Genomic DNA, 19752 nt, shown 5'->3' on the forward strand with positions numbered 1-19752 from the left:
TGTTGTCTATGTCAGTCATTTTAAATTATCGATGTTGATAATAACCGGGGCCGCCACGGTCATAATGGTGGTCGCCATGCCAGCCGCCGTGGGGGAAAACGATGCAGCCACTCAGGGTCAGGAGAGCGAGCAGGGGAATCAGCAGTGTGATTCGACGGAACATTTCGGAATCCTCATGGGTTATCGCCGCAATGAAGTCAAAACTCTTCATCGGCTGTAACATGAGACCCCGTTTGCAGCCCCTCATTCCCGCAGAACGGTAGGGGCTTGGCATGCAACCGGATACAAACCGGATACATTTTTTGGTTCAGGAACCCGCAATGACCCAGTCGCAACGTTTGAAATACTCGATTCTGATTTCCCTGGTGGTTCTGGGGATTATGTTCGGCCTTTCCTGGCTGCAAAACGCAGGGATCATCACAGAGCAGCTGTTCCAGTACATCGCCATTGGCGTGGCGGTGCTCGTGGTGGTGATCAATGGCGTGATGCGTCGCAAGGTCAAGCCTTGAGGCCGGATTGCTCGCTGTAAAGGACAGCGGCGGCCTGTGGATGCAGGCTGTAGCTTTTGTCCGGATTGAGGGTGATCACGCCTTCACCGCTCAAGCGTTTCAACACTTCACGGACACTGAGAAAGGACAGGGGAATGTCCAGGTCCAGCAAGTGGCTGTGCACGCCACGCACGCCCAGGCTGCGGTCGCTTTCGGCGGCGGTCAGCAAGGCGTCGATGACTTTCAGGCGAATCAGGCTGGTACGCAGGCCAAAACTCTTGAGTAGCAACCTGATCCGTTCGTTGCCGTGGCGTTCGGCTTGTTGATTGAAAACGCCGGAGCCCAGGGTGCTGGTCTTTGGCGCATGGCTACCGTCCGTTGGCAGTTGCGGGTTGTACATGCAAAAACTCCTTTTCAGAGCCTGATCCGGAAAAATGTGATGGGTGCTCTCAATCAATAAGACGAACGAGCCGGGCAAATAATGAAGACCCGCATGTAGAAAATTTGTTGCCGTTACGTCAGCGGCCCGTGAGCCGGGGCGTTGGGGCGCCCTCAAAGGCCTAAATTTTTGCTGTTTGCTTCGTTTTAAGGGGAGGCGCATTGCGTGTCATACGTCTTTTCGATCAGGAGCGAGCGTGATTATTTCCAGGCAGTTAACCAGGTTGAGCCTTGCGGGTGTGTTTCTGGGGCTGAGTCTTGCGGCAAACGCGCGCAGCCAGCCAGAGCAGGCGACGGCCGAGATTCGTCGAACCAGTTTCGGCGTGCCACATATTCGTGCCGAAAACGAGCGAGGCCTCGGCTATGGCATTGGCTATGCCTACGCTCAGGACAATCTGTGCTTGCTGGCCAATGAGATTGTCACCGTCAATGGCGAGCGCTCGCGGTATTTCGGCCCGGACCAGTTTACGGTTGAAGAGCGCGGGAACCTGGCCAGCGATGTGTTTTTCAACTGGCTGAATACCCCGCAGGCTGTCGCCGCTTTCTGGCAGGCGCAAACACCTGAAGTCCGCGAGCTCATCGAAGGTTATGTGGCGGGTTACAACCGTTCGCTGACAGAGCGCGGAGCGCAGGGTTTGCCGCAGCAATGCCAGGGTGAGTGGGTGCGCCCGATTGCCGCCCAGGATCTGGTCAAATTGACCCGTCGTCTGTTGGTCGAAGGCGGCGTGGGGCAGTTTGCCGAAGCATTGGCCGGCGCTACCCCACCGAAAGCCGTCGCCCATGTGGCGAGCGAGCCGGCGTCGTTCCAGCTGGCGGCCTCGCGCATGCAACGCTTCGCTCTGGATCGCGGCAGCAACGCCGTGGCGATCGGCAGCGAGCGTTCGTTCAACGGTCGCGGGATGTTGCTGGCTAATCCGCACTTTCCTTGGGTCGGTGGGATGCGTTTCTATCAGATGCACCTGACCATTCCCGGCAAACTGGACGTCATGGGCGCCGCGTTGCCCGGCCTGCCGATGATCAATATTGGTTTCAACCAGCACCTGGCATGGACCCACACGGTGGATTCGTCCAAGCACTTCACGCTGTATCGCCTGCAACTCGATCCCAAGGATCCGACCCGTTACCTGCTGGATGGCAAGTCTTTGCCGATGAAAACGCAGACGCTGGCGGTTAACGTGAAGCAAGCCGATGGCCAGACCCGGCAGATTTCCCATGTGGTCTACAGCTCGCAATTTGGCCCGATTGTGCAATGGCCCGGGAAACTGGACTGGGACAACCAGTTCGCCTACAGCCTGCGCGATGCCAACCTGGAAAACGACCGGGTCTTGCAACAGTGGTATGCGATGAACCGTGCCGCCAGCCTCAAGGATTTGCAGGCATCGGTGCACAAGATTCAGGGGATTCCATGGGTCAATACCCTGGCGGTGGACGATCAGGGGCAGACGCTTTACATGAACCTGTCGGTGGTGCCGAACGTCAATGCCGACAAGCTGGCGAAGTGCAGCGATCCGCGGGCCGGATTACAGATGATCCTGCTCGATGGTTCCAACAGCGCCTGTGTCTGGGACATCGACCCGAACGCTGCGCAAAAAGGTATTTATGCGGCAGACAAGTTGCCGCAACTGCTGCGCAGAGACTTTGTGCAGCACTCCAATGATTCGGCCTGGATGGCCAACCCGGCGCAACCACTCACCGGTTTCTCGCCGTTGATCAGTCAGGACAATCAGCCGTTGGGGCTGCGTTCGCGCTTCGCACTGGAGCGTCTGGGCACCTTGAGCAAGGCCGGCCCTGTCGCTGCGGCAGATCTGCAACACATGGTGATGGACGATCAGGTGTATCAGGCGGCCCAAGTGATGCCGGATCTGCTGCAATTCTGTGCCGCGGATCTCGGCGCCGATGCGCCAACGCTTACGCCGCTGTGTGCCAGCCTCAAGGCGTGGGATCGCCGGGTGAATCTGGACAGTGGACTGGGCTTTGTGCATTTTCAGAATGTCATGGTGCCGTTACAGCAAATCCCTGATATCTGGCGTGTGAAGTTCGATCCGAAGGATCCGCAAAACACTCCACGTGGCCTGGCAATTGAACGTCCAGACGTCGCCAAAGCGATTCGGGCGGCGATGCTGGCTTCGGTCGAGCAGGTAAAAACCCTTGGCCTGAAAGCCGATAGCCGCTGGGGCGATATCCAGGTGGTCAGCAGTGGCGGGCAGCAAACGCCGATTCACGGTGGGCCGGGCACGCTGGGTGTGTATAACGCGATCCAAAGCGTGCCGAGAACCGACGGCAAGCGCGAAGTCGTCAGTGGCACCAGCTATTTGCAGGTGGTGACTTTCGATGACAAAGGGCCGCAGGCTCAGGGGTTACTGGCATTCTCGTTGTCCAGTGACCCGGCGTCGAAGTACTCCCGGGACCAGACACTGGCCTTTTCGAAGAAGCAGTTGAGTGTGTTGCCGTTCACCGAGCAGCAGATCACGTCCGATCCGCAGTACCAGGCTCAGACGATTCGCGAGCAGGATGAAAAAGCAGGGAAAATCGCCGCGCAGTAATCGCGATAGCGTTTGAATCAAAAGCGAAGGCCGCACCCCGCAAGGGTGGCGGCCTTCAGCTTTTTGGGGTTTGTTGCGGGATCGAATTGAGGACCGGATTGCCGTCCTTGTTGCGGGTCAGGTAGACCGGCAGCACCTTGGGCAACGAAGCGACCAGGCTGTTGAGCTCTTTGATATTGTAGATACCGCCGAGGCGAATCGAGCCGGTACTGTGGTCGGCGATCATGACTGGCTTGTTCAAATAACGATTGATCAAGGGCAGGGCATCGGTCAGCGTCAGATCATCGAGCACCAGTTTGCCGCTGCGCCAGGCCAGCGAATGGTCATTGGCAGAGGTCTGGCTGATTTGCGGCGTGTAGTCGCCGTGTCGGTAACGTGCCTGCATGGCAGGTTCGAGACGCAGACCCTCGCCAGGCAGAGCACCGTTGCTGGTCACCAGCACGGAACCTTCGATCAGGTTCACGCGTACCTGGTCTTCATACATCCAGACGTTGAATTGGGTTCCGGTGACGCGAATCCTGCCATCGGCTGCCCTGACAATGAACGGATGCTGCAGGTCATGACTGACGCTGAAGAAGGCTTCACCTTTTTTTAACGTGACACGACGTTCATCCTTGTAGTTGCTGAACGTCAGTTCACTGCCCAGGTTCAGCTCCACCTGACTGCCGTCGCCCAGCGTGACCTGACGAACATTGTCGGTCGCCTCGAAATGCTGATAGGCATTGGGCAGCCAACCCAGGTTCCATCCGGTATAGGCCGTCAGCGGCAGCGCGAGGGCGCAGACGGTGGCGGCAATGCCCCAGGTGCGCCATGGCGTTGCTGGTCTGACGCGAACGGCTGGCATGGCGGATTCGGGACGAGGCAAATCCCCAGCCACATCCCAGATCTCCAGCATGGCTTCGTACTCGAAGGCGTGCAGAGGATGAGCATCACGCCATTGCTCGAACGCCAGACGTTCTTCGGGCGTGCAGTCGGTGGCATGCAGACGCATGCACCAGTGCGCAGCGGCATCGGTGATGGCGTCGTATTCAGCTTGCGAAAGAGTGTGGTCGGTCATTGACTCATCCTGATTTCCTGCATTCTAACCTTGAGGGGAAGTCTGCGAGAACAACCGTCATGGCAATTGCCTATCAAAGTGCAACTTATTTTTCACCCGGACACCCTTAAAACAGGGGGCGCCGGGCAGTATCCATAAATGAAGTGAAAAAAGGGTCAAGGTCAGCAGGACTGATCTCTGTCCTGGACGAGAAAAGCTACCTGCAGTTCAGTCAAACCGGGTGCGAAACTTGCACCGGATCCAGCTGTCGACCCATTTCACATATCAGCCGAGCGATCGAGTCGGCGTTGCGCAAAATGGTGTCGATGCGCAGGTTCGCATCCCGTGGATTGCGGAAGGCGTTACGAGCTTCATCCATTGTCGTGCAACCCGTTGTTTTGAGGATGTCCTTACCCACATGATCCAACCCGTCAATCGAGTCCAGACTGATCCATGACTGCAAAGTATCGTTCCAGCGCGCAAACAGTTCTTCCCTTGGGGTGTCCAGGGACAGTGCCTGTCGCTGGAAATCCTCCTGCGTCTTTTTGGTTTTCGCACCGAAACGGGTGACGGTGGCGATGAGATCGCTGTACGGACGCCTTGCCTCAAGCGACGCAATATCTACGGTCTTTGAAAAAAGATGGGAGAACTCATGAATCAGGGTAACGGCCCGGGCATGGTCGTCGACGTCGAAAGGCTCAGTCAAACAAGACTTGTACCAATCGAGTTCCGGGTCAAAAAACCTCTCTGTGAAATGCACACGCTTCTGTGCGTCGTCATGCACAACAAAAGCAATCGTAGTGTCGAGCCCATATTTGTTTGAACCGACCACAAAACGATCGGTATTCATCAAATCCTCGTTTGGGTCCACCAACGCTTTGCAAATGGGAACGATGACCTTCTTGATTTTGTCGAGGGTACTGGCGTCAATGTTGCCGACATCAAAAAAGGCCTTGAGAAAGGTATCCAGCCGCGTCCCTGGGTTCGAGTGTCTGAGCTGCGCGAGGTTATGCAGACTGTTAAACGCGTAGTTGCGAGCCAGATCGATGGCTTGCACGATCATGCGTGCTTTTTCCGGGTGTTTTGCCCGAATGTCTTCCATCCCGCGGGCTTCGATATTCAGGACCTCTCTGACCGTGAGGCTGGAAGCAAATTTATTGTGCATTTTCGACAGGGCTTTGCCGTAGTGAATCGTATGCGAGTCCGGATCGATCACCAATTGATTGCCAGGCGCTGTTAGCAACGCAGGCCCCTGTTGTTGGTCTTTAATCATTCGCCAGATCGCCCCGGCTTTCGCGACGCGGTATACCTTTCCACCGACCGGGGCGTAGGTTCGTTTGCTGGTCGCCTCCAGATAAGTGCCATCGGTCGTGCGTCTGGTCAGATCCTTCAACGCCACGGTCGTGGTCTCGAAAGGCTGTAACACCGTGCGTGTCGGTGCAGTCGGTTTTACGTGCGACCATTGCGGGACAACCAACGGGTGGGCAGCAGGTGGAGTGGTGGCCGTTGCTGGCGCCGACTCGATAGACGCCTCCAGCGACAGTCGTCCCAGCGACACCAATTGCGCGGCACCGGCAATAAATGCCTGCAACGCCCGTTTCCAGTGATGATCCTGCAGCGCTTCGGCGGAGTCTTTGAAATCTTTGTAGCTTTGCCACAGAAACAGCAAATAGGAGAGTTTGCCCGGCAACAGACCCGAGACCAGTCTGATGCCAGAGCTGAACAGGTTTTTGGCGGCTTCCCATTCCTGCTGGCCAGTGATTTTGGAGTGGCTGTCGAGCATCTTCGAAAGAAGGCTGACGTTATCGTTGAACAACTGTGCAAACAGGTTGCCCCTGATGGGGCTGGAGGCGAGGGTGATTTCGCTCTGTTGTCCGACAGTGGACTTGAACAAGTTGCTGAACGAAGACTGTTCAGCCTCGGGCAGCCTGCGAATGATCAGTTCCTGGAGTGGCCCTGGTGTATTGATCGCTGAGATAACGCTGGCTTCGTTCTCGAACTCGGTGAATATGGAACCTGCGTGGTAAGGCGCATAGAGGATTTGCGACCCGTTATGTCCGGCACCGGGGCCGATCAGGTACAGGCCCAGGGTTTTGACCGCTGTGGCGCCTGCTGTCTTGATCAGCTCCAGTGGCCTGGCGATGGCATGGGCACCTGCTACAGTCGCGCGGGCGATTGCGTCCGGCATGTCGAGGACCTGCCAGATCAAATCAAAGGCGCTGCCGGAAAGACGTTGCTGCAGTTTCAGTGCATGAGCGTGTTGCAACAGTTGCCACGGTAGTTGCTGAACAAAACGCTGCATTCGACTTTTGGCATCGGGGCCAGCCTTGGTCAATGCATCTTTCACCCGCTTTGCATAATCGCTCTGAATATTCAGTGACTGCACAAGCTGACGCACGGCGTCCTGATTCAGGCGTTCGGGAAGGGCCTGAGAGGTTGTCGATGCAATCTTGAACCCGATGCCTTGACTCACGTTGACAGGGTTCAGGGCAAACTCGGTCAAGCTACGCGACGACCCGGTCAGTGCCAGGTCTGGCGTGATTTTGATATGGTCGGGGTTAAGTTTCGTTCCAGGGAATCGGCTGCCCATCAATGATACTAATCGCTCATGCACATAGGACGTCAGGGTCTGGATCCCGTGCAAGTAGTCCTTGTCGTCGGTGACGCTGTTGCGGTACTGCTCCAGCAATTCGATGTGCAACTGCTGTTCTTCGAGTGGGGCCATTCCGAGCCATGCAGGCAGGGACTGTTGTCGGGCGATTGCCTGGGAGATCAACATGGCTCGTTGCAAGTTGGTGTCGATGACCCTTTGCGTCATGTTTTTCAGCGCTTTGATCTGCTGCGCATCGCCCAGCTTCAGGCTGCGCAGGTATTCGCAACGGGCCAGGAAGTGGTCAATGGAGGATTGCGCAAGGCGCTGCAACACATGGCCTTCAATCAGTCGCAACGAGTTGAGCTTGTAGCGCTGGTGGAATGTGCGCTGGTTCGGGCTGAGGTTTTCCAGCAGTTGCAGGCGTTTGTTGGCGTCGAGCAGTCGCCGGTTCAGTTCCGTCGTTGCGCTGTCGACCGTCGCAAAAACTTCCAGCCCGGCCGCAGGCGTCCACAGAATGGCCCGACCGGAATGCTGGATGTCGAGCCCGCCACGCTCGGTCAACAGGAGGCAATTGGCCAGGGGCAGCACATCGTTCTGCCCGGAACATTCAAGAATCAGTGAATAAGCATCAGACCTGAAACCATTGAGGGCGAGGCGCGTTCGTCGATCCGGTCGATCCGGATTGAGCACCGTATCGACAATGGCCCGGTCAGTGCCCCGCAGCGTTGCGTTGAGCCCCCGAAGACTGGCCTCCCCGCGCAAACCCACGGAAAATGCGTGGGTTATCCGGGGTTTCAGTTTCTCCAGATAAACGCTCTGTAGCGCCAGAGAGGCGATCGGCTGGGAGGCGAACTCCGCGCTGAGCAGCGATTGGACATCGCTGAAGGTTTTTACGAAAGCTGCTGCCTTGTCTGCCAGCACCAGGGACGGCAGTTGGTTGCCAGACAACACCGGCCGGGTACTCCAGCGTCCCTGAACATTGAGCGTCAGCAATTGATCGCTGATCATCGCGCGTATGTCCAGTGCCTTGTCGAACAAGGCATGGACGTTCACGGCGCCGTCGCTGTGGCGGAAAACCTGCAGAACGTATTCCATGTTTTGCAACTGCTTGGTAATGATCGCCTCAAACAGCTTTTTGAATATCGACCCTGAAATCACCTCGCCGGAAACCTGTGGGTGATTGAAGCCGATGAACCGGTTACGTTCGTCCAGACTCAAGAGGCCGTAGAGCTCATCCTCGTGACCGGCCGCGCTGAATTTGCTCAGCAAGGTGTCTTTGAGGTCTTGATAGTCTTTCAGAACCTGAAGGCCCTGGGAGGGGGTGTAAAGAAAGGTATTGGAAGGGGAGTGGCTGATCATCAGCGAGCCCGCCAGCTCTACATAGTTGGCCTTGTATTCCCACAGACGCACGGTTTCAAGAGTGAGTGTCGAAGACGTGCCGGCTGTTGGCTGAATCAGGGGGTGCAGGGCCTGGCACTCTTCAGGGCTGATGATCTCGGCTTCGCGCTTGAACAGGAACTCTGCGCGCGCCTTTTCCCGGATGGCCCGGCTGAAAAAATCGCGACGAGATGCACCGTCGGCAGCCGCAGTGTCCCAGTAGCGCTGCAGTTTCCCGGAGAGCAGGTTCATCAGTTTGCCGGATACGGTTTTTACAGCGGTTTCCCAGTGGCTCTGGTCGGTGTCCGTCGGTTCTTTTTCCGGATGGGAAAACGTGTAAAGCTGCCCGTTCGGCCACCGTTGATGGCGATAGTACGACAGCACGGCGTCACTCAAGGACATGGAGTTGATCCAGCGGCGGGTCGGGGCACTTTTCTGGTTGCCGTCATGGGCTTGTGCAACGGAATAAAAGTTGAGTCGGGTCTGGCTTTGATCAAGGCCCGGGAATGGCGATTGCAGCAACTCATCAAGCAGCGTAGCGAGCAGTGAAGTGAGCGTTGGCAGCTTGACCAATTCGTCCAGCATGGCCTGCTCGTTCATTCCCTGATTCTTGGTGATGTCGGTGCGCTGGTCTTCGAATACGTCGCCTTCGATGGCCTGAAAGTTCACCTGGATATTGGTTGCGGCTGCCAGCGTTTTGCGCGCAGACAACGACATGAAGGCCAGCAGGTCATCGTCCTCGGTCGCACTGTTCAGCTGACGTTTAAGCTGTTCGGTCAAGGCTGAGCGGCTGTCGAACTTCTTTATGCCGGCGTACGGGGTGTAGAGAATCTCACCCTTGGCATCCGGAGTGAGGCTCAACACGAAACTGCCGGCCAAAGGGATGGGGTCCAGAGCGTCCGACTTCAGCAGAATTTTTTCGGCGAACATTGATGGGGTCTGTTGACTGCGTAACCTTTGGCTCGCCAGTTCCAGATGACCGAGCCATTCGAAATCCTTGCGCGTCAGCCCATGGATTTTACCCAGGTCATTCCAGTGGCCGGGTGCGTGCAGGGCCTCGGGGAAAAACAGTGGAGCGGGGGGTGTGGGCATCGTCGAGTCTCGTTCAGGGCGCGGCTGAATGCGCCAGTGGGTTGAGGCTCAAGACTAAAAGTCGCGGGTGAGTCAAAGGTGGTAGATAGTTACCGCATGGCCGCCCGATGTTTGTGCAAACATGCGCCAAAGCGGCTTTTCGGCTCAATTGGTTCTGATCAGATGCACCGGTTCAAGCGAAGGGTTGACAGGCTACTCGTCGCCCGTTGTTAATCGGTTCGTTTTCATACGCTGTTGCCCCCTCCAATAATTACTCTGGAGCTTCAGATGTCTGCGCCACACGATCATGTGTCTACTGCGGTTTCGCAAAACCTGTCCTTCGAAGCGCTGACGGCGTTGCTCGAGCAAATCTTCCTGCGCCACGGCACCTCAGCCGATGTCGCCAAAACCCTGGCTCTCAACTGCGCCGGCGCCGAGCGCGACGGTGCTCACAGCCACGGTGTATTCCGCATTCCCGGTTATGTGTCGACGTTGCAAAGCGGCTGGGTCAATGGTCAGGCGGTGCCGGTGGTCGAGGACGTGGCCTCGGGTTTCGTTCGGGTCGACGCCGGTAATGGCTTTGCCCAACCGGCCCTCGCGGCGGCGCGGTCATTGTTGGTCGAGAAAGCCCGCAGTGCCGGCATTGCGGTGCTGGCCATCCGTAATTCCCACCATTTCGCCGCCCTGTGGCCAGACGTCGAGCCGTTTGCCGATGAAGGGCTGGTGGCACTGAGCGTGGTCAACAGCATGACCTGCGTGGTGCCGCATGGAGCCGATCGTCCGCTGTTCGGGACCAACCCGATTGCCTTCGCCGCCCCTCGGGCCAACGGTGATCCGATCGTCTTCGACCTGGCAACCAGCGCCATCGCCCACGGCGACGTACAGATCGCCGCCCGTAAAGGCGAGCGCTTGCCGGCGGGCATGGGTGTGGACAGCCTCGGCCAGCCGACCCAGGACCCGAAAGCGATCCTTGAAGGCGGCGCGTTGCTGCCGTTTGGCGGGCACAAGGGCTCGGCGCTGTCGATGATGGTGGAGCTATTGGCGGCGGCGTTGACCGGTGGCAATTTTTCTTTCGAGTTCGACTGGTCGAACCATCCGGGGGCGAAAACACCCTGGACAGGTCAACTGCTGATCGTGATTGATCCGAGCAAGTCGGCGGGGCAGAGTTTTGCCGAGCGCAGTCAGGAACTGGTCCGGCAGATGCACGGTGTGGGGCTCAAGCGGCTACCGGGTGATCGACGTCACCGGCAGCGCGCCAAAGCCAAGGTCGAAGGCATTGCACTCGACCCTCAAACATTGGCAGATCTGCGGGAACTGGCCGGGCTTTTGTAGGAGCCAGGCTTGCCGGCGAAGTCGGACTTGAGATCGCCTTCGCCGGCAAGCCTGGCTCCTACGAAAAGCGGTTCATTCGCTTAACTGACTGGCATTACGGCAAGCCTACAGGTCCAGTGTTTCCCAATTAACGTCGGCCCAACAACAGCCCCACCACCAAACCGAATCCGGCGGAGATGGCCACGGTTTGCCAGGGATGGCCGCCGATGTAGATTTCGCTGGCCTCGACTGCGGGCCTGGTCCGGTCACGCATACTTGAGACTGAACCCCGGGCCTGCTGGAGCTTCTGGGCGATTTGCCCTCGAAGGGTGTCCGCTTCCTCACCGACCAGTGAAGCACTGCTCTTGAGCAGTTTTTCCGACTCTTCGATCAGGGACTGAAGTTCGCTGAAGACCTGATCCTTGATTTGATCCTCGGCGACTTGATCGATGATTTTGCGGGCCATTAGAGTACTCCTTGCAGATAAATGGGCAGTGAACAATGGAGTCTGGCGCCATGGCAAAAGTTGCAGTCATTTTGCGTGGCGACTCCACCCTGAAGAAAAATCCAGGGCAGGACATTTCCTCCTACAGTGTAAGATGTCGCCTATTTCACGCAGCAGGTATCTTCCATGAGCTTCAATCTGGCCGACAAACCCCTTGCCGAGCGCGCGGCGCTTGAAGATGAAAAATCCCGTCTGTTCGAACTCTGGCAAAACAACCTGGGCAAATCCAAGGGCGAAGCCGCACGGTTGTTCGGTGAACGCGCCAAGCGCAAAGGCAAATGGGCCGAGTGGGTCCGCGCCGAACTCGACGGCATGTCGCCGCCGGAATTCGCCAACATGGTGCGCAGTGAAGTCAATCGTTTGATGGCGGCTAAATAAACTCGACCCCGTAGGAGCTGCCGAAGGCTGCGATCTTTTGATCTTTTTTCAAAAAGCCAAGATCAAAAGATCGCAGCCTTCGGCAGCTCCTACGTGTGAGAAAAAGTCGCGATAATCGCTTCGCGCACTTTCAGCACCACCGGATCGAGCTGCGTACTGGTGCGCCAGCCCAGCTCGATCGGGTAGCGTGGCAGCGCCAGAGGGCAGGGCAGCAGCGCCAGCCCGCTAAGCGCGGCGATACTTCGAGCCGCATGGGCTGGAATAGTCGCCACCGCCTGGCTGCCCTTGAGCAGATACGGCAACGCGGCAAAGTGCGTGGTCGACGCGCATACCCGTCGACTCAGCCCCAACGCCGCCAGGCCTTCATCGGTAATCCCGATAAAACCGCCCGATGACACCAGAATGTGCTCGCGGGCGACGAACGCCTCAAGGCTGAGAGTCTCCTGTCCCTCGGCCAGACTGAGGGGATCCACCAGGCACAAATAACCCCCTTCACCCAGCACCTGACGACTGAGCAAACGCTCGGCGAATCCGCCTGCCGTGATCGCCAGATCGATACTGCGTTCCATCAAGGCCCGGGCGACGATCTGGCTATGGGTCTGGCGAAAGATCAGCCGCAGTTTCGGCGCGCGATCAGCGATCTCTTCAATCAATCGTCGCCCGTAGGCGATTTCGAAATCATCCGACAAACCCACCGTCACCGAACGTCCGTCGTAATGATTCGCCGTCGGATCGACCATCGCCAGGCTCTGGCGGCATTTATTCAGCGCATCGCTGACCACCGGTTTCAACTGGTTGGCCTTGAGGGTCGGCGCAAGACCTCGACCCGTGCGCACGAACAACTGATCGCCATACACTTCTCGCAATCGGCGCAACGCCGCGCTGACCGCCGATTGCGTCACGCCTAGACGCAGCGCGGCACGGCTGGCGCTGGATTCTTCATGCAGGGCTTCGAAGACTTTGAGCAAGTTGAGATCGACGGTCGCGATATTCATTTGGTTCATATCATTCAGCAGTGAGTCGGGCTTTATTCATGATCCTGTGGCGCCGGAGAATGAGCAACACCTCATTACTGACGGAGTCACCGCGATGCCCAAGTCCATCGTTGCTGCCCTGCAAATCGGCGCCTTGCCCGGCGGCAAGGCCGATACCCTCGATCAAATCCTCTCCTGGGAAACCGCCATTATCGAATCCGGCGCCGCATTGGTGGTCATGCCGGAGGCGTTGCTCGGCGGCTACCCAAAGGGCGAGGGTTTTGGCACGCAACTCGGTTATCGACTGCCGGAGGGGCGGGAAGCGTTTGCGCGGTATTTCGACAACGCGATCGATGTGCCCGGTGCCGAGACCGAAGCCTTGGCCGGGTTGTCCTCACGCACCGGAGCCAATCTGGTGATCGGCGTTATCGAGCGCGTGGGCAGCACCTTATATTGCACCGCGCTGTATTTCGATCCGCAGGCGGGGCTGGTCGCCAAGCACCGTAAGTTGATGCCCACCGGCACCGAACGACTGATCTGGGGCAAGGGCGACGGCTCGACCTTGCCGGTGATCGACAGCCAGGTTGGGCGAATCGGCGCAGTGGTGTGCTGGGAAAACATGATGCCGCTGCTGCGCACCGCGATGTACGCCAAAGGCGTGGAGGTCTGGTGCGCGCCGACGGTGGACGAGCGGGAAATGTGGCAAGTCAGCATGCGCCACATCGCCCATGAAGGACGCTGTTTTGTGGTCAGCGCCTGTCAGATCCAGGCCTCACCGCAAGCCTTGGGCGTGGAAATCGCCAACTGGCCGGCGCAGCGCCCGTTGATTGCCGGCGGCAGCGTGATTGTCGGGCCGATGGGCGACATTCTCGCCGGGCCGCTGCGTGACGAGGCGGGTTTGCTCACCGCCGAAATCGACACCGACGACCTGATCCGCGCCCGTTATGACTACGACGTGGTCGGGCACTACGCGCGTCCGGACGTGTTTGAGTTGACAGTGGATGAGGGGGCCAAACCGGGTGTGCGGTTTAATACGTAAACCTGTGGATGTGTGATTGTCGTCTAGTCTCTAGGCGTTCACACCCCTGTCAACGGATGGACTGTCCATGAGTTTGTTACTTGGCCCGATTCTGCAGTTTCGTGGCATCAACAGTAATGTCTATAACGTGTCCGCTCTGGTGGTTTTACCCTTGGGCGCGTCATCACCCAGCGTAAAAGTACCCGGCGGTGTCACTGCCAGCAAACCGTTGGCCACCGCCGATATCCCGTTGCTCAATCCTCAGTACCGCGTCTGGCGCATCGATTTAAAAGCGCCGCAAGACCAGGCTGTTGCGAGCACTTACACGATCAAGATAGAGGGCGCGGAGGCCAACTTCGTCGTTCCGGCCGAGGGCCAGTCGCCGCGCATGGCCTATGTGTCGTGCAACGGTTTCTCGGACCCCAAGGACATGGAGAAAGTGGACAGGAACAATGAGCGCTGGGAGCACATGTGGGGCGCTCATCAAAGCAAGCCCTATCACCTGTTGTTGATGGGGGGCGATCAGGTTTACAGCGACGACATGCGCAGCAACGTGTCGTCGATGAAAACCTGGTTTGCCAAACCCTTCGCCGACCGTCGAAAGGCGGCCTACAGCAAGGTGATCGAAGCCGATCTGGACAAGTTTTTCACCAGACTGTACCTGGAGCACTGGAAGCAGCCTGAGGTTGCGAAGCTGCTCAGCGCCGTTCCGACGGTGATGATGTGGGATGACCACGACATCATCGATGGCTGGGGATCCTACGATGAGATACTGCATTCAAGCCCGGTGTTCCAGGGGCTGTTTGCCACGGCCAAACGCTATTTCAGGATTTTCCAGCAGCAACTGATCCAGACACATCCGCACCTCAAACCGTCTGCCGATACTCATCCCTGTGCGATTCCCGACACCGCTGACGGCTTTCACCTCGGGTTCACCGGCCTGGGTGAATTGGCATTGCTGGTTCCCGACCTGCGCAGCGAACGAGCGCCGGATTTGACGACTCCGCCGGCTCGGCCAACCCGGATCATTTCGCCCGTCAGTTGGGATGCGATTTATGCCTGGCTGGGCAAGGTCAAGGCACATAAGCACTTGCTGCTGATGTCGAGTATTCCCGTGGGCTACCTTGATTTGCAGGCGGCCGAAAAGGCACTGGACCTGATCTCGGGACAACAGGAACTCGAGGACGATTTGCGCGATCATTGGCGAAGCCTGCCCCACCGAGACGAACGCAAGCGGCTGATCATGCGGTTGCTGGATTTCGCCCATGCCGAGTCATGCAAGGTCACGCTGGTGTCCGGTGATGTTCATGTGGCGGGGGCCTGCGTGATCGAATCGACGTTGTCCCGGCATCGCAACGATGGTTCGGGATTGATCTACCAATTGATTTCGACCGGGGTGGTGCATCCTTCGCCGCCGGTGTTGGCGGTGCAGTTTCTGGAATCCATTGGCAAGCACCAGGAACAGATCGACTACGGCATCACCGGAACCCTGTTGCCCATCGGTGCCCGAGGACGTTACTTGATCGCCGCTCGAAACTGGCTGGCGATAGAGCCGGATGAGGACAGCACCGGCAAAAGTCGCCTGTGGGCCAACTGGCACGTAGAAGGCCTCAAACATTGCGTGACCCAGGTGATCGATCCGGTTAAGCCTCGGACCGAGCCGTGAGCATTACCACGTGCCAGTAGTCGACCGCGGCAGGCTGAGTTTGCCGCGATCAACGAAACGCATCGTGCCGAACACGCCGCCGGCCAGTTTGCCCCGAAGCACGTACGGCAGATTGTTCAGTGTCTGCGTCTGACCCAGCCCGAGGGTCTGACGCAGCACCGAGAAGGCTGAAACGCTCACGGGCACCACAATCACCGCTTCGGAGAAACGCGGAATCGAGCCCGACTGGTCGCTGACACCGGAGGCGAGGGATTGACCGTTTACCTGCAGATCCAGGGCCACGCCGTTGTAGTCGATCGCTGTTTCATTGGGGTTTTGCACGCGCAGTTTTACCGCGAAACGCACTTCCAGTTCCTGGCTTGGCAGCGGCTCGATACCGACCACGTTGATGTTCAGTGGGTCGTGTTGGGGGAACAGGGCGCAGGCGCTCAGGGAGAGCAACAGGAGGGACAGAGGCAGGTATAGAGAAAGTGCGAACAATCTGCGCATGGACAGGTTCTCGTAAAGAAAAAGGCCGAGCCGCTCGTGGCTCGGCTCTTGAGCATTACGCACGGTTCAACTGTGCGACAGCCGCAGGTGAAACGGGTTCACCCTTGGCCGCAACATCCGGGTTCTGCATCACCTGAAGCACGGAGGCTTCCGGGTCGAACTCGTCTTCTTCCAGCTCGATGAACTCTTCGGGCAAGAAGATATTCAGCACGATAGCGCACAACGCACCGACGGTGATCGGTGATTCGAAGATGTTGTGCAGCGCCTTCGGCAACTCGCGCAACACTTCAGGCACCGCCGCAACGCCCAGGCCCATGCCGAGGGAAATCGCCACGATCAGCATGTTGCGTCGATGCAGGCCGGCCTCGGCGAGTATCTTGATCCCGGCCACTGCCACGGTGCCGAACATCACCAGTTCGGCGCCGCCGAGCACTGGTTTCGGCATCAATTGCAGCACCGCGCCAATCATCGGGAACAACCCCAATACCACCAACAGGCCGGCGATGAAAAACGCCACATAACGGCTGGCCACGCCGGTGAGCTGAATCACGCCGTTGTTTTGGGCGAAGGTCACCATTGGCATGCTGTTGAACACCGCAGCCATCGCCGAATTGAGACCGTCGGCCAGCAATCCGGATTTGATCCGGCGGATATAAATGGGGCCTTTCACTGGCTGCCGGGAAATCATCGAATTGGCGGTCAGGTCACCGGCAGCCTCGAGGGGCGACACCAGGAAAATCACCGCCACCGGCACGAACGCCACCCAGTCGAATGAGAATCCGTACTTGAACGGTACGGGCACACTCATCAGCGGCACGGCGGGCAGGCTGGTGAAATCGACCTTGCCCATGAACCACGCGACCGCATAACCGAGGGCCAGACCGATGACGATCGCGCCCAGGCGCAGGAACGGCACATCCACCCGGTTCAACACTACGATGGTTCCCAGCACCAGTGCGGCCAGCACCAAGTGGCTGGCCGTGCCGAGATCCGCCGCACCGAATCCGCCGGCAATGTCGGTCATGGCGACCTTGATCAGCGACAGGCCCATGAGGGTAATGATGGTGCCGGTCACCACCGGGGTGATCAGCATCCGCAGCTTGCCGATGAACTGACTCAGCACCACTTCGATGAACGCGGCGAAAAAGCACACGCCGAAAATCGTCGAGAGGATTTCATCGGTGCCACCGCCCCGCGCCTTGACCATGAAGCCGGCGCTGAGAATCACACTGATAAACGAGAAGCTGGTGCCTTGCAGGCACAACAGACCGGAGCCAACCGGGCCGAACCGCCGCGCCTGGACAAACGTGCCCAGCCCCGAAACGAACAACGCCATGCTGATCAGATAAGGCACTTCACTTTGCAGGCCCAGGGCGCTGCCCATGATCAGTGTCGGCGTGATAATGCCGACGAAACTCGCCAGCACGTGCTGCAGGGCGGCGAAGACCGTGGCGGTCAGGTTAGGGCGATCGTCGAGGCCGTAAATCAGGTCGTTGTTGCGTGGGGCAAGGGCTTTTTCAGAGGCGGTCATGGTGGTTTGCGTGCCGAAAGGCGGGGCCGGGTCAGAAAATGGAGGCGCAGGATGCCAGCCGCGGGCAGTGAGGGCAACGTACAACGGTGCCGAGGGCATACACAAAACCTGTGGCGAGGGGGCTTGCCCCCGTTGGGTTGCGAAGCGGCCCCCGACATTCCTTCAGACACACCTGACGCGCTGATCTTGCGACGGCTGCGCCGCCGAACGGGGGCAAGCCCCCTCGCCACAGGGTCGATCATTCCAGGGCAGAGCCCGCGTGCACTTCAGGCAAACGCCGCAAGCAGATCCTCTTCAAACGCTTTTTGCGCATCCCCCGGCACCTGAGCGCGATGGCGGGCCAGATGGAACGCCACCTCAAAACTCATATCGCCCTGGCGCACGGCGCGCAGCAACCCTTTGTCTTCCCAGCTGCGGGCGAAGTGATCGGGCAGATAGCCAACGTGTTTGCCGGAAAGAATGAAGGCGAGGGTGCCTTCGACCTGCTCGGAACGGGCCGAACACATCTTCCCCTGAAACGGCTCGTCGCTGCGCAGGAAGCGGTAGGGGTGATCGACCCGGTCGCAGGCCTGAAGCGCCTGATCGTCAGGCGCCGCATCGGTAAACAGCGGATGCCCGGGGGCGCAGTACAAGTGCTGGGTCTCAGTGAACAGTTCGCGGTAGTCAAAAGCGCTCTGCACCTGTGAAAAATAGCCGATCGCCAGGTCCAGTCGTTGTTGCAGCAACAGCCGTTCCATCTCGCCGGGCATGGCGCTGATCAACTCGATACGCACCGATTCATCCCGCTCGCGAAAGCGCCGGATCGCCTCGGCAACCCGTTGCAGTACCGATTGATCTAGCGCTTCGGACAAGCCCAGGCGCACTTCGCCGATCAAGCGTCCGGCCACGCCGTTGGATTGATGACGGAACGCTTCGATCGACTCGAACAAGGCGCGAATGGCAAGAAGCAACTGCTCGCCTTTGGGGGTGATTTTGAACCCGCCCTTGCCGCGACTGCACAGGCGATAACCGAGCCGGGTTTCGAGCCTGGCCATTTGCTGGCTGATGCTCGACTGGCTCAGCCCCAATTCACCCTGAGCCGCGCTGAAGCCACCGCATTCCACCACGCTGACAAACAGGCGCAGCAGGTGCAGGTCGAGGTCGTGGAGTTGACCGAGCATCAAACATTACTCCGCTATAAAGTCAGGATAACTAACTTGGTATTTTTCCAATGTAATCGACGACGCATCCTGCGACCACTTCCTCCGGTCAGTGTTTGTCATGGCTCACTTTCCGTAGCCGCCAATAAGCCAACAATAAGGAACACACCATGGACGTCCCTGCACAGAACGATCAGGCCATGACCCGCGACAGTCTTTACGGGACTGCCGCTGAAAGCACCTACGCCGGTATCACCAGTTTCATGCGCCGTCGCTACAGTCGCGACTTGCGCGGTGTCGACGTGGTGGTCAGCGGCGTGCCGTTTGACACTGCCACCAGCAACCGCCCCGGCGCGCGTTTCGGACCGCGCGGCATTCGGGCGGCATCCACCGGGATCGCCTGGGAACGCCATTGGCCGTGGATGTTCGACCCGTTCGATCATTTGGCGGTGATTGACTACGGTGATTGCGCCTTCGATTACGGCACGCCGCAGTCAGTGCCGGAAAGCATCGAGGCCCACGCTGAGCACATCCTGAGCGGCGGTTGCGCGATGCTGACGTTTGGTGGCGATCACTTCATCAGTTATCCGCTGCTCAAGGCTCATGCCCGTCAGCATGGCCCGTTGTCGTTGATTCACTTCGACGCCCACAGCGACACTTGGCCGGATGAGGAGGGCAAGCGCGTCGACCACGGCACGATGTTCTGGCACGCGGCCAAGGAAGGGTTGGTGGATCCGTCGCGCTCGGTACAGATCGGGTTGCGCACCACCAATGATGATCATCAGGGCTTTCAAGTGCTGGATGCGCGGCAGGTGCATCGGCAAGGGTGTGAAGCGATCGTCGAGGCGATTCGTGCTCGGGTTGGTGATCACCCGGTGTATCTGACCTTCGACATCGATTGCCTCGACCCGGCCTTTGCGCCGGGCACCGGAACGCCCGTGTGTGGTGGCTTGAGCACGGTGCAGGCGCTGGAGATTCTCGGCGGTTTGCGTGGGATCAATCTGGTGGGGATGGACGTGGTGGAAGTGGCGCCGGCCTACGACAGCGCGGACATCACCTCATTGGCAGCGGCGACATTGGCCATGGAGATGCTGTGTTTGTATGCGGCCAGGCATAAGGTCGATCGGTAACACACAAACCAATGTGGGAGCGGGCTTGCTCGCGAAAGCGGCTTAACATTCAACATTTCTGTTGG

16 protein-coding genes are annotated in these 19752 nt (G+C 58.5%); 7 read left to right on the forward strand and 9 right to left on the reverse strand.

What is annotated here, in order from left to right; genetic code table 11:
* Window positions 1-25 precede the first annotated feature (25 nt).
* Complete coding sequence (locus F6R97_RS29420; RefSeq protein WP_165557409.1) at window positions 26-163, reverse strand: hypothetical protein; 138 nt, start codon at window positions 161-163, stop codon at window positions 26-28.
* Between the two features lie 157 nt (window positions 164-320).
* Here F6R97_RS29420 and F6R97_RS29425 point away from each other — a divergent pair, with 157 nt between their 5' ends.
* Window positions 321-509 carry a hypothetical protein gene (locus F6R97_RS29425; protein ID WP_007901365.1) on the forward strand — a complete coding sequence of 63 codons (189 nt, stop codon included), beginning with the start codon at window positions 321-323 and terminating at the stop codon, window positions 507-509.
* Here the strand turns inward: F6R97_RS29425 and F6R97_RS29430 are convergent.
* The gene (locus tag F6R97_RS29430) at window positions 499-888 is read right to left on the reverse strand and encodes a fe2+ zn2+ uptake regulation protein (protein ID WP_038983483.1); all 390 of its coding nucleotides are present in this window, start codon (window positions 886-888) and stop codon (window positions 499-501) included. The two genes, F6R97_RS29425 and F6R97_RS29430, sit on opposite strands and share 11 nt — an antisense overlap.
* 235 nt (window positions 889-1123) lie before the next feature.
* On the opposite strand from F6R97_RS29430, the gene F6R97_RS29435 reads away from it, so the two are divergent.
* The gene (locus F6R97_RS29435; RefSeq protein ID WP_050681993.1) at window positions 1124-3469 is read left to right on the forward strand and encodes an acylase; all 2346 of its coding nucleotides are present in this window, start codon (window positions 1124-1126) and stop codon (window positions 3467-3469) included.
* A gap of 55 nt (window positions 3470-3524) precedes the next feature.
* On the opposite strand, the gene F6R97_RS29440 is transcribed toward F6R97_RS29435, so the two are convergent.
* Window positions 3525-4526, reverse strand: coding sequence for a FecR family protein (locus tag F6R97_RS29440; protein WP_315867557.1), 1002 nt, complete (start codon window positions 4524-4526; stop codon window positions 3525-3527).
* Between the two features lie 211 nt (window positions 4527-4737).
* Window positions 4738-9567: a dermonecrotic toxin domain-containing protein gene (locus F6R97_RS29445; protein ID WP_315867558.1), complete on the reverse strand. Its 4830-nt coding sequence runs from the start codon at window positions 9565-9567 to the stop codon at window positions 4738-4740.
* A gap of 267 nt (window positions 9568-9834) precedes the next feature.
* Here F6R97_RS29445 and F6R97_RS29450 point away from each other — a divergent pair, with 267 nt between their 5' ends.
* Complete coding sequence (locus F6R97_RS29450) at window positions 9835-10878, forward strand: Ldh family oxidoreductase (RefSeq protein ID WP_315867559.1); 1044 nt, start codon at window positions 9835-9837, stop codon at window positions 10876-10878.
* Between the two features lie 127 nt (window positions 10879-11005).
* On the opposite strand, the gene F6R97_RS29455 is transcribed toward F6R97_RS29450, so the two are convergent.
* Window positions 11006-11323, reverse strand: coding sequence for a YqjD family protein (locus F6R97_RS29455; RefSeq protein WP_038983475.1), 318 nt, complete (start codon window positions 11321-11323; stop codon window positions 11006-11008).
* A 165-nt stretch (window positions 11324-11488) separates the two neighbouring features.
* On the opposite strand from F6R97_RS29455, the gene F6R97_RS29460 reads away from it, so the two are divergent.
* Complete coding sequence (locus tag F6R97_RS29460; protein WP_007897387.1) at window positions 11489-11740, forward strand: hypothetical protein; 252 nt, start codon at window positions 11489-11491, stop codon at window positions 11738-11740.
* 89 nt (window positions 11741-11829) lie between these two features.
* Here the strand turns inward: F6R97_RS29460 and F6R97_RS29465 are convergent, their stop codons facing one another.
* Window positions 11830-12744, reverse strand: coding sequence for a LysR family transcriptional regulator (locus tag F6R97_RS29465; protein WP_315867560.1), 915 nt, complete (start codon window positions 12742-12744; stop codon window positions 11830-11832).
* An 85-nt stretch (window positions 12745-12829) separates the two neighbouring features.
* Here F6R97_RS29465 and F6R97_RS29470 point away from each other — a divergent pair, with 85 nt between their 5' ends.
* Together F6R97_RS29470 and F6R97_RS29475 are read left to right on the forward strand one after the other, a co-directional pair.
* Window positions 12830-13753 carry a carbon-nitrogen hydrolase family protein gene (locus F6R97_RS29470; RefSeq protein WP_315867561.1) on the forward strand — a complete coding sequence of 308 codons (924 nt, stop codon included), beginning with the start codon at window positions 12830-12832 and terminating at the stop codon, window positions 13751-13753.
* 67 nt (window positions 13754-13820) lie between these two features.
* Complete coding sequence (locus tag F6R97_RS29475) at window positions 13821-15398, forward strand: alkaline phosphatase D family protein (protein ID WP_315867562.1); 1578 nt, start codon at window positions 13821-13823, stop codon at window positions 15396-15398.
* Window positions 15399-15401: 3 nt separating this feature from the next.
* Here the strand turns inward: F6R97_RS29475 and F6R97_RS29480 are convergent, their stop codons facing one another.
* The 3 genes from F6R97_RS29480 to F6R97_RS29490 all read right to left on the reverse strand — a co-directional run bounded on the left by F6R97_RS29480 (window position 15402) and on the right by F6R97_RS29490 (window position 18578).
* On the reverse strand, window positions 15402-15887 hold the full coding sequence (locus F6R97_RS29480) for an LEA type 2 family protein (protein WP_315867563.1): 486 nt from the start codon (window positions 15885-15887) through the stop codon (window positions 15402-15404).
* 55 nt (window positions 15888-15942) lie between these two features.
* Entirely contained in the window at window positions 15943-17418 is a 1476-nt protein-coding gene (locus F6R97_RS29485; RefSeq protein WP_315867564.1) for a nucleobase:cation symporter-2 family protein, read from the reverse strand.
* A 266-nt stretch (window positions 17419-17684) separates the two neighbouring features.
* A complete protein-coding gene (locus tag F6R97_RS29490) occupies window positions 17685-18578 on the reverse strand; it encodes a LysR family transcriptional regulator (RefSeq protein ID WP_315867565.1) in 894 nt (297 codons plus the stop codon).
* A 149-nt stretch (window positions 18579-18727) separates the two neighbouring features.
* On the opposite strand from F6R97_RS29490, the gene speB reads away from it, so the two are divergent.
* Window positions 18728-19687: an agmatinase gene (speB, locus tag F6R97_RS29495; RefSeq protein ID WP_315867566.1), complete on the forward strand. Its 960-nt coding sequence runs from the start codon at window positions 18728-18730 to the stop codon at window positions 19685-19687.
* Window positions 19688-19752: the final 65 nt, after the last annotated feature.

Source organism: Pseudomonas sp. JV414, assembly GCF_032424305.1.
GTDB lineage: Bacteria > Pseudomonadota > Gammaproteobacteria > Pseudomonadales > Pseudomonadaceae > Aquipseudomonas > Aquipseudomonas lini.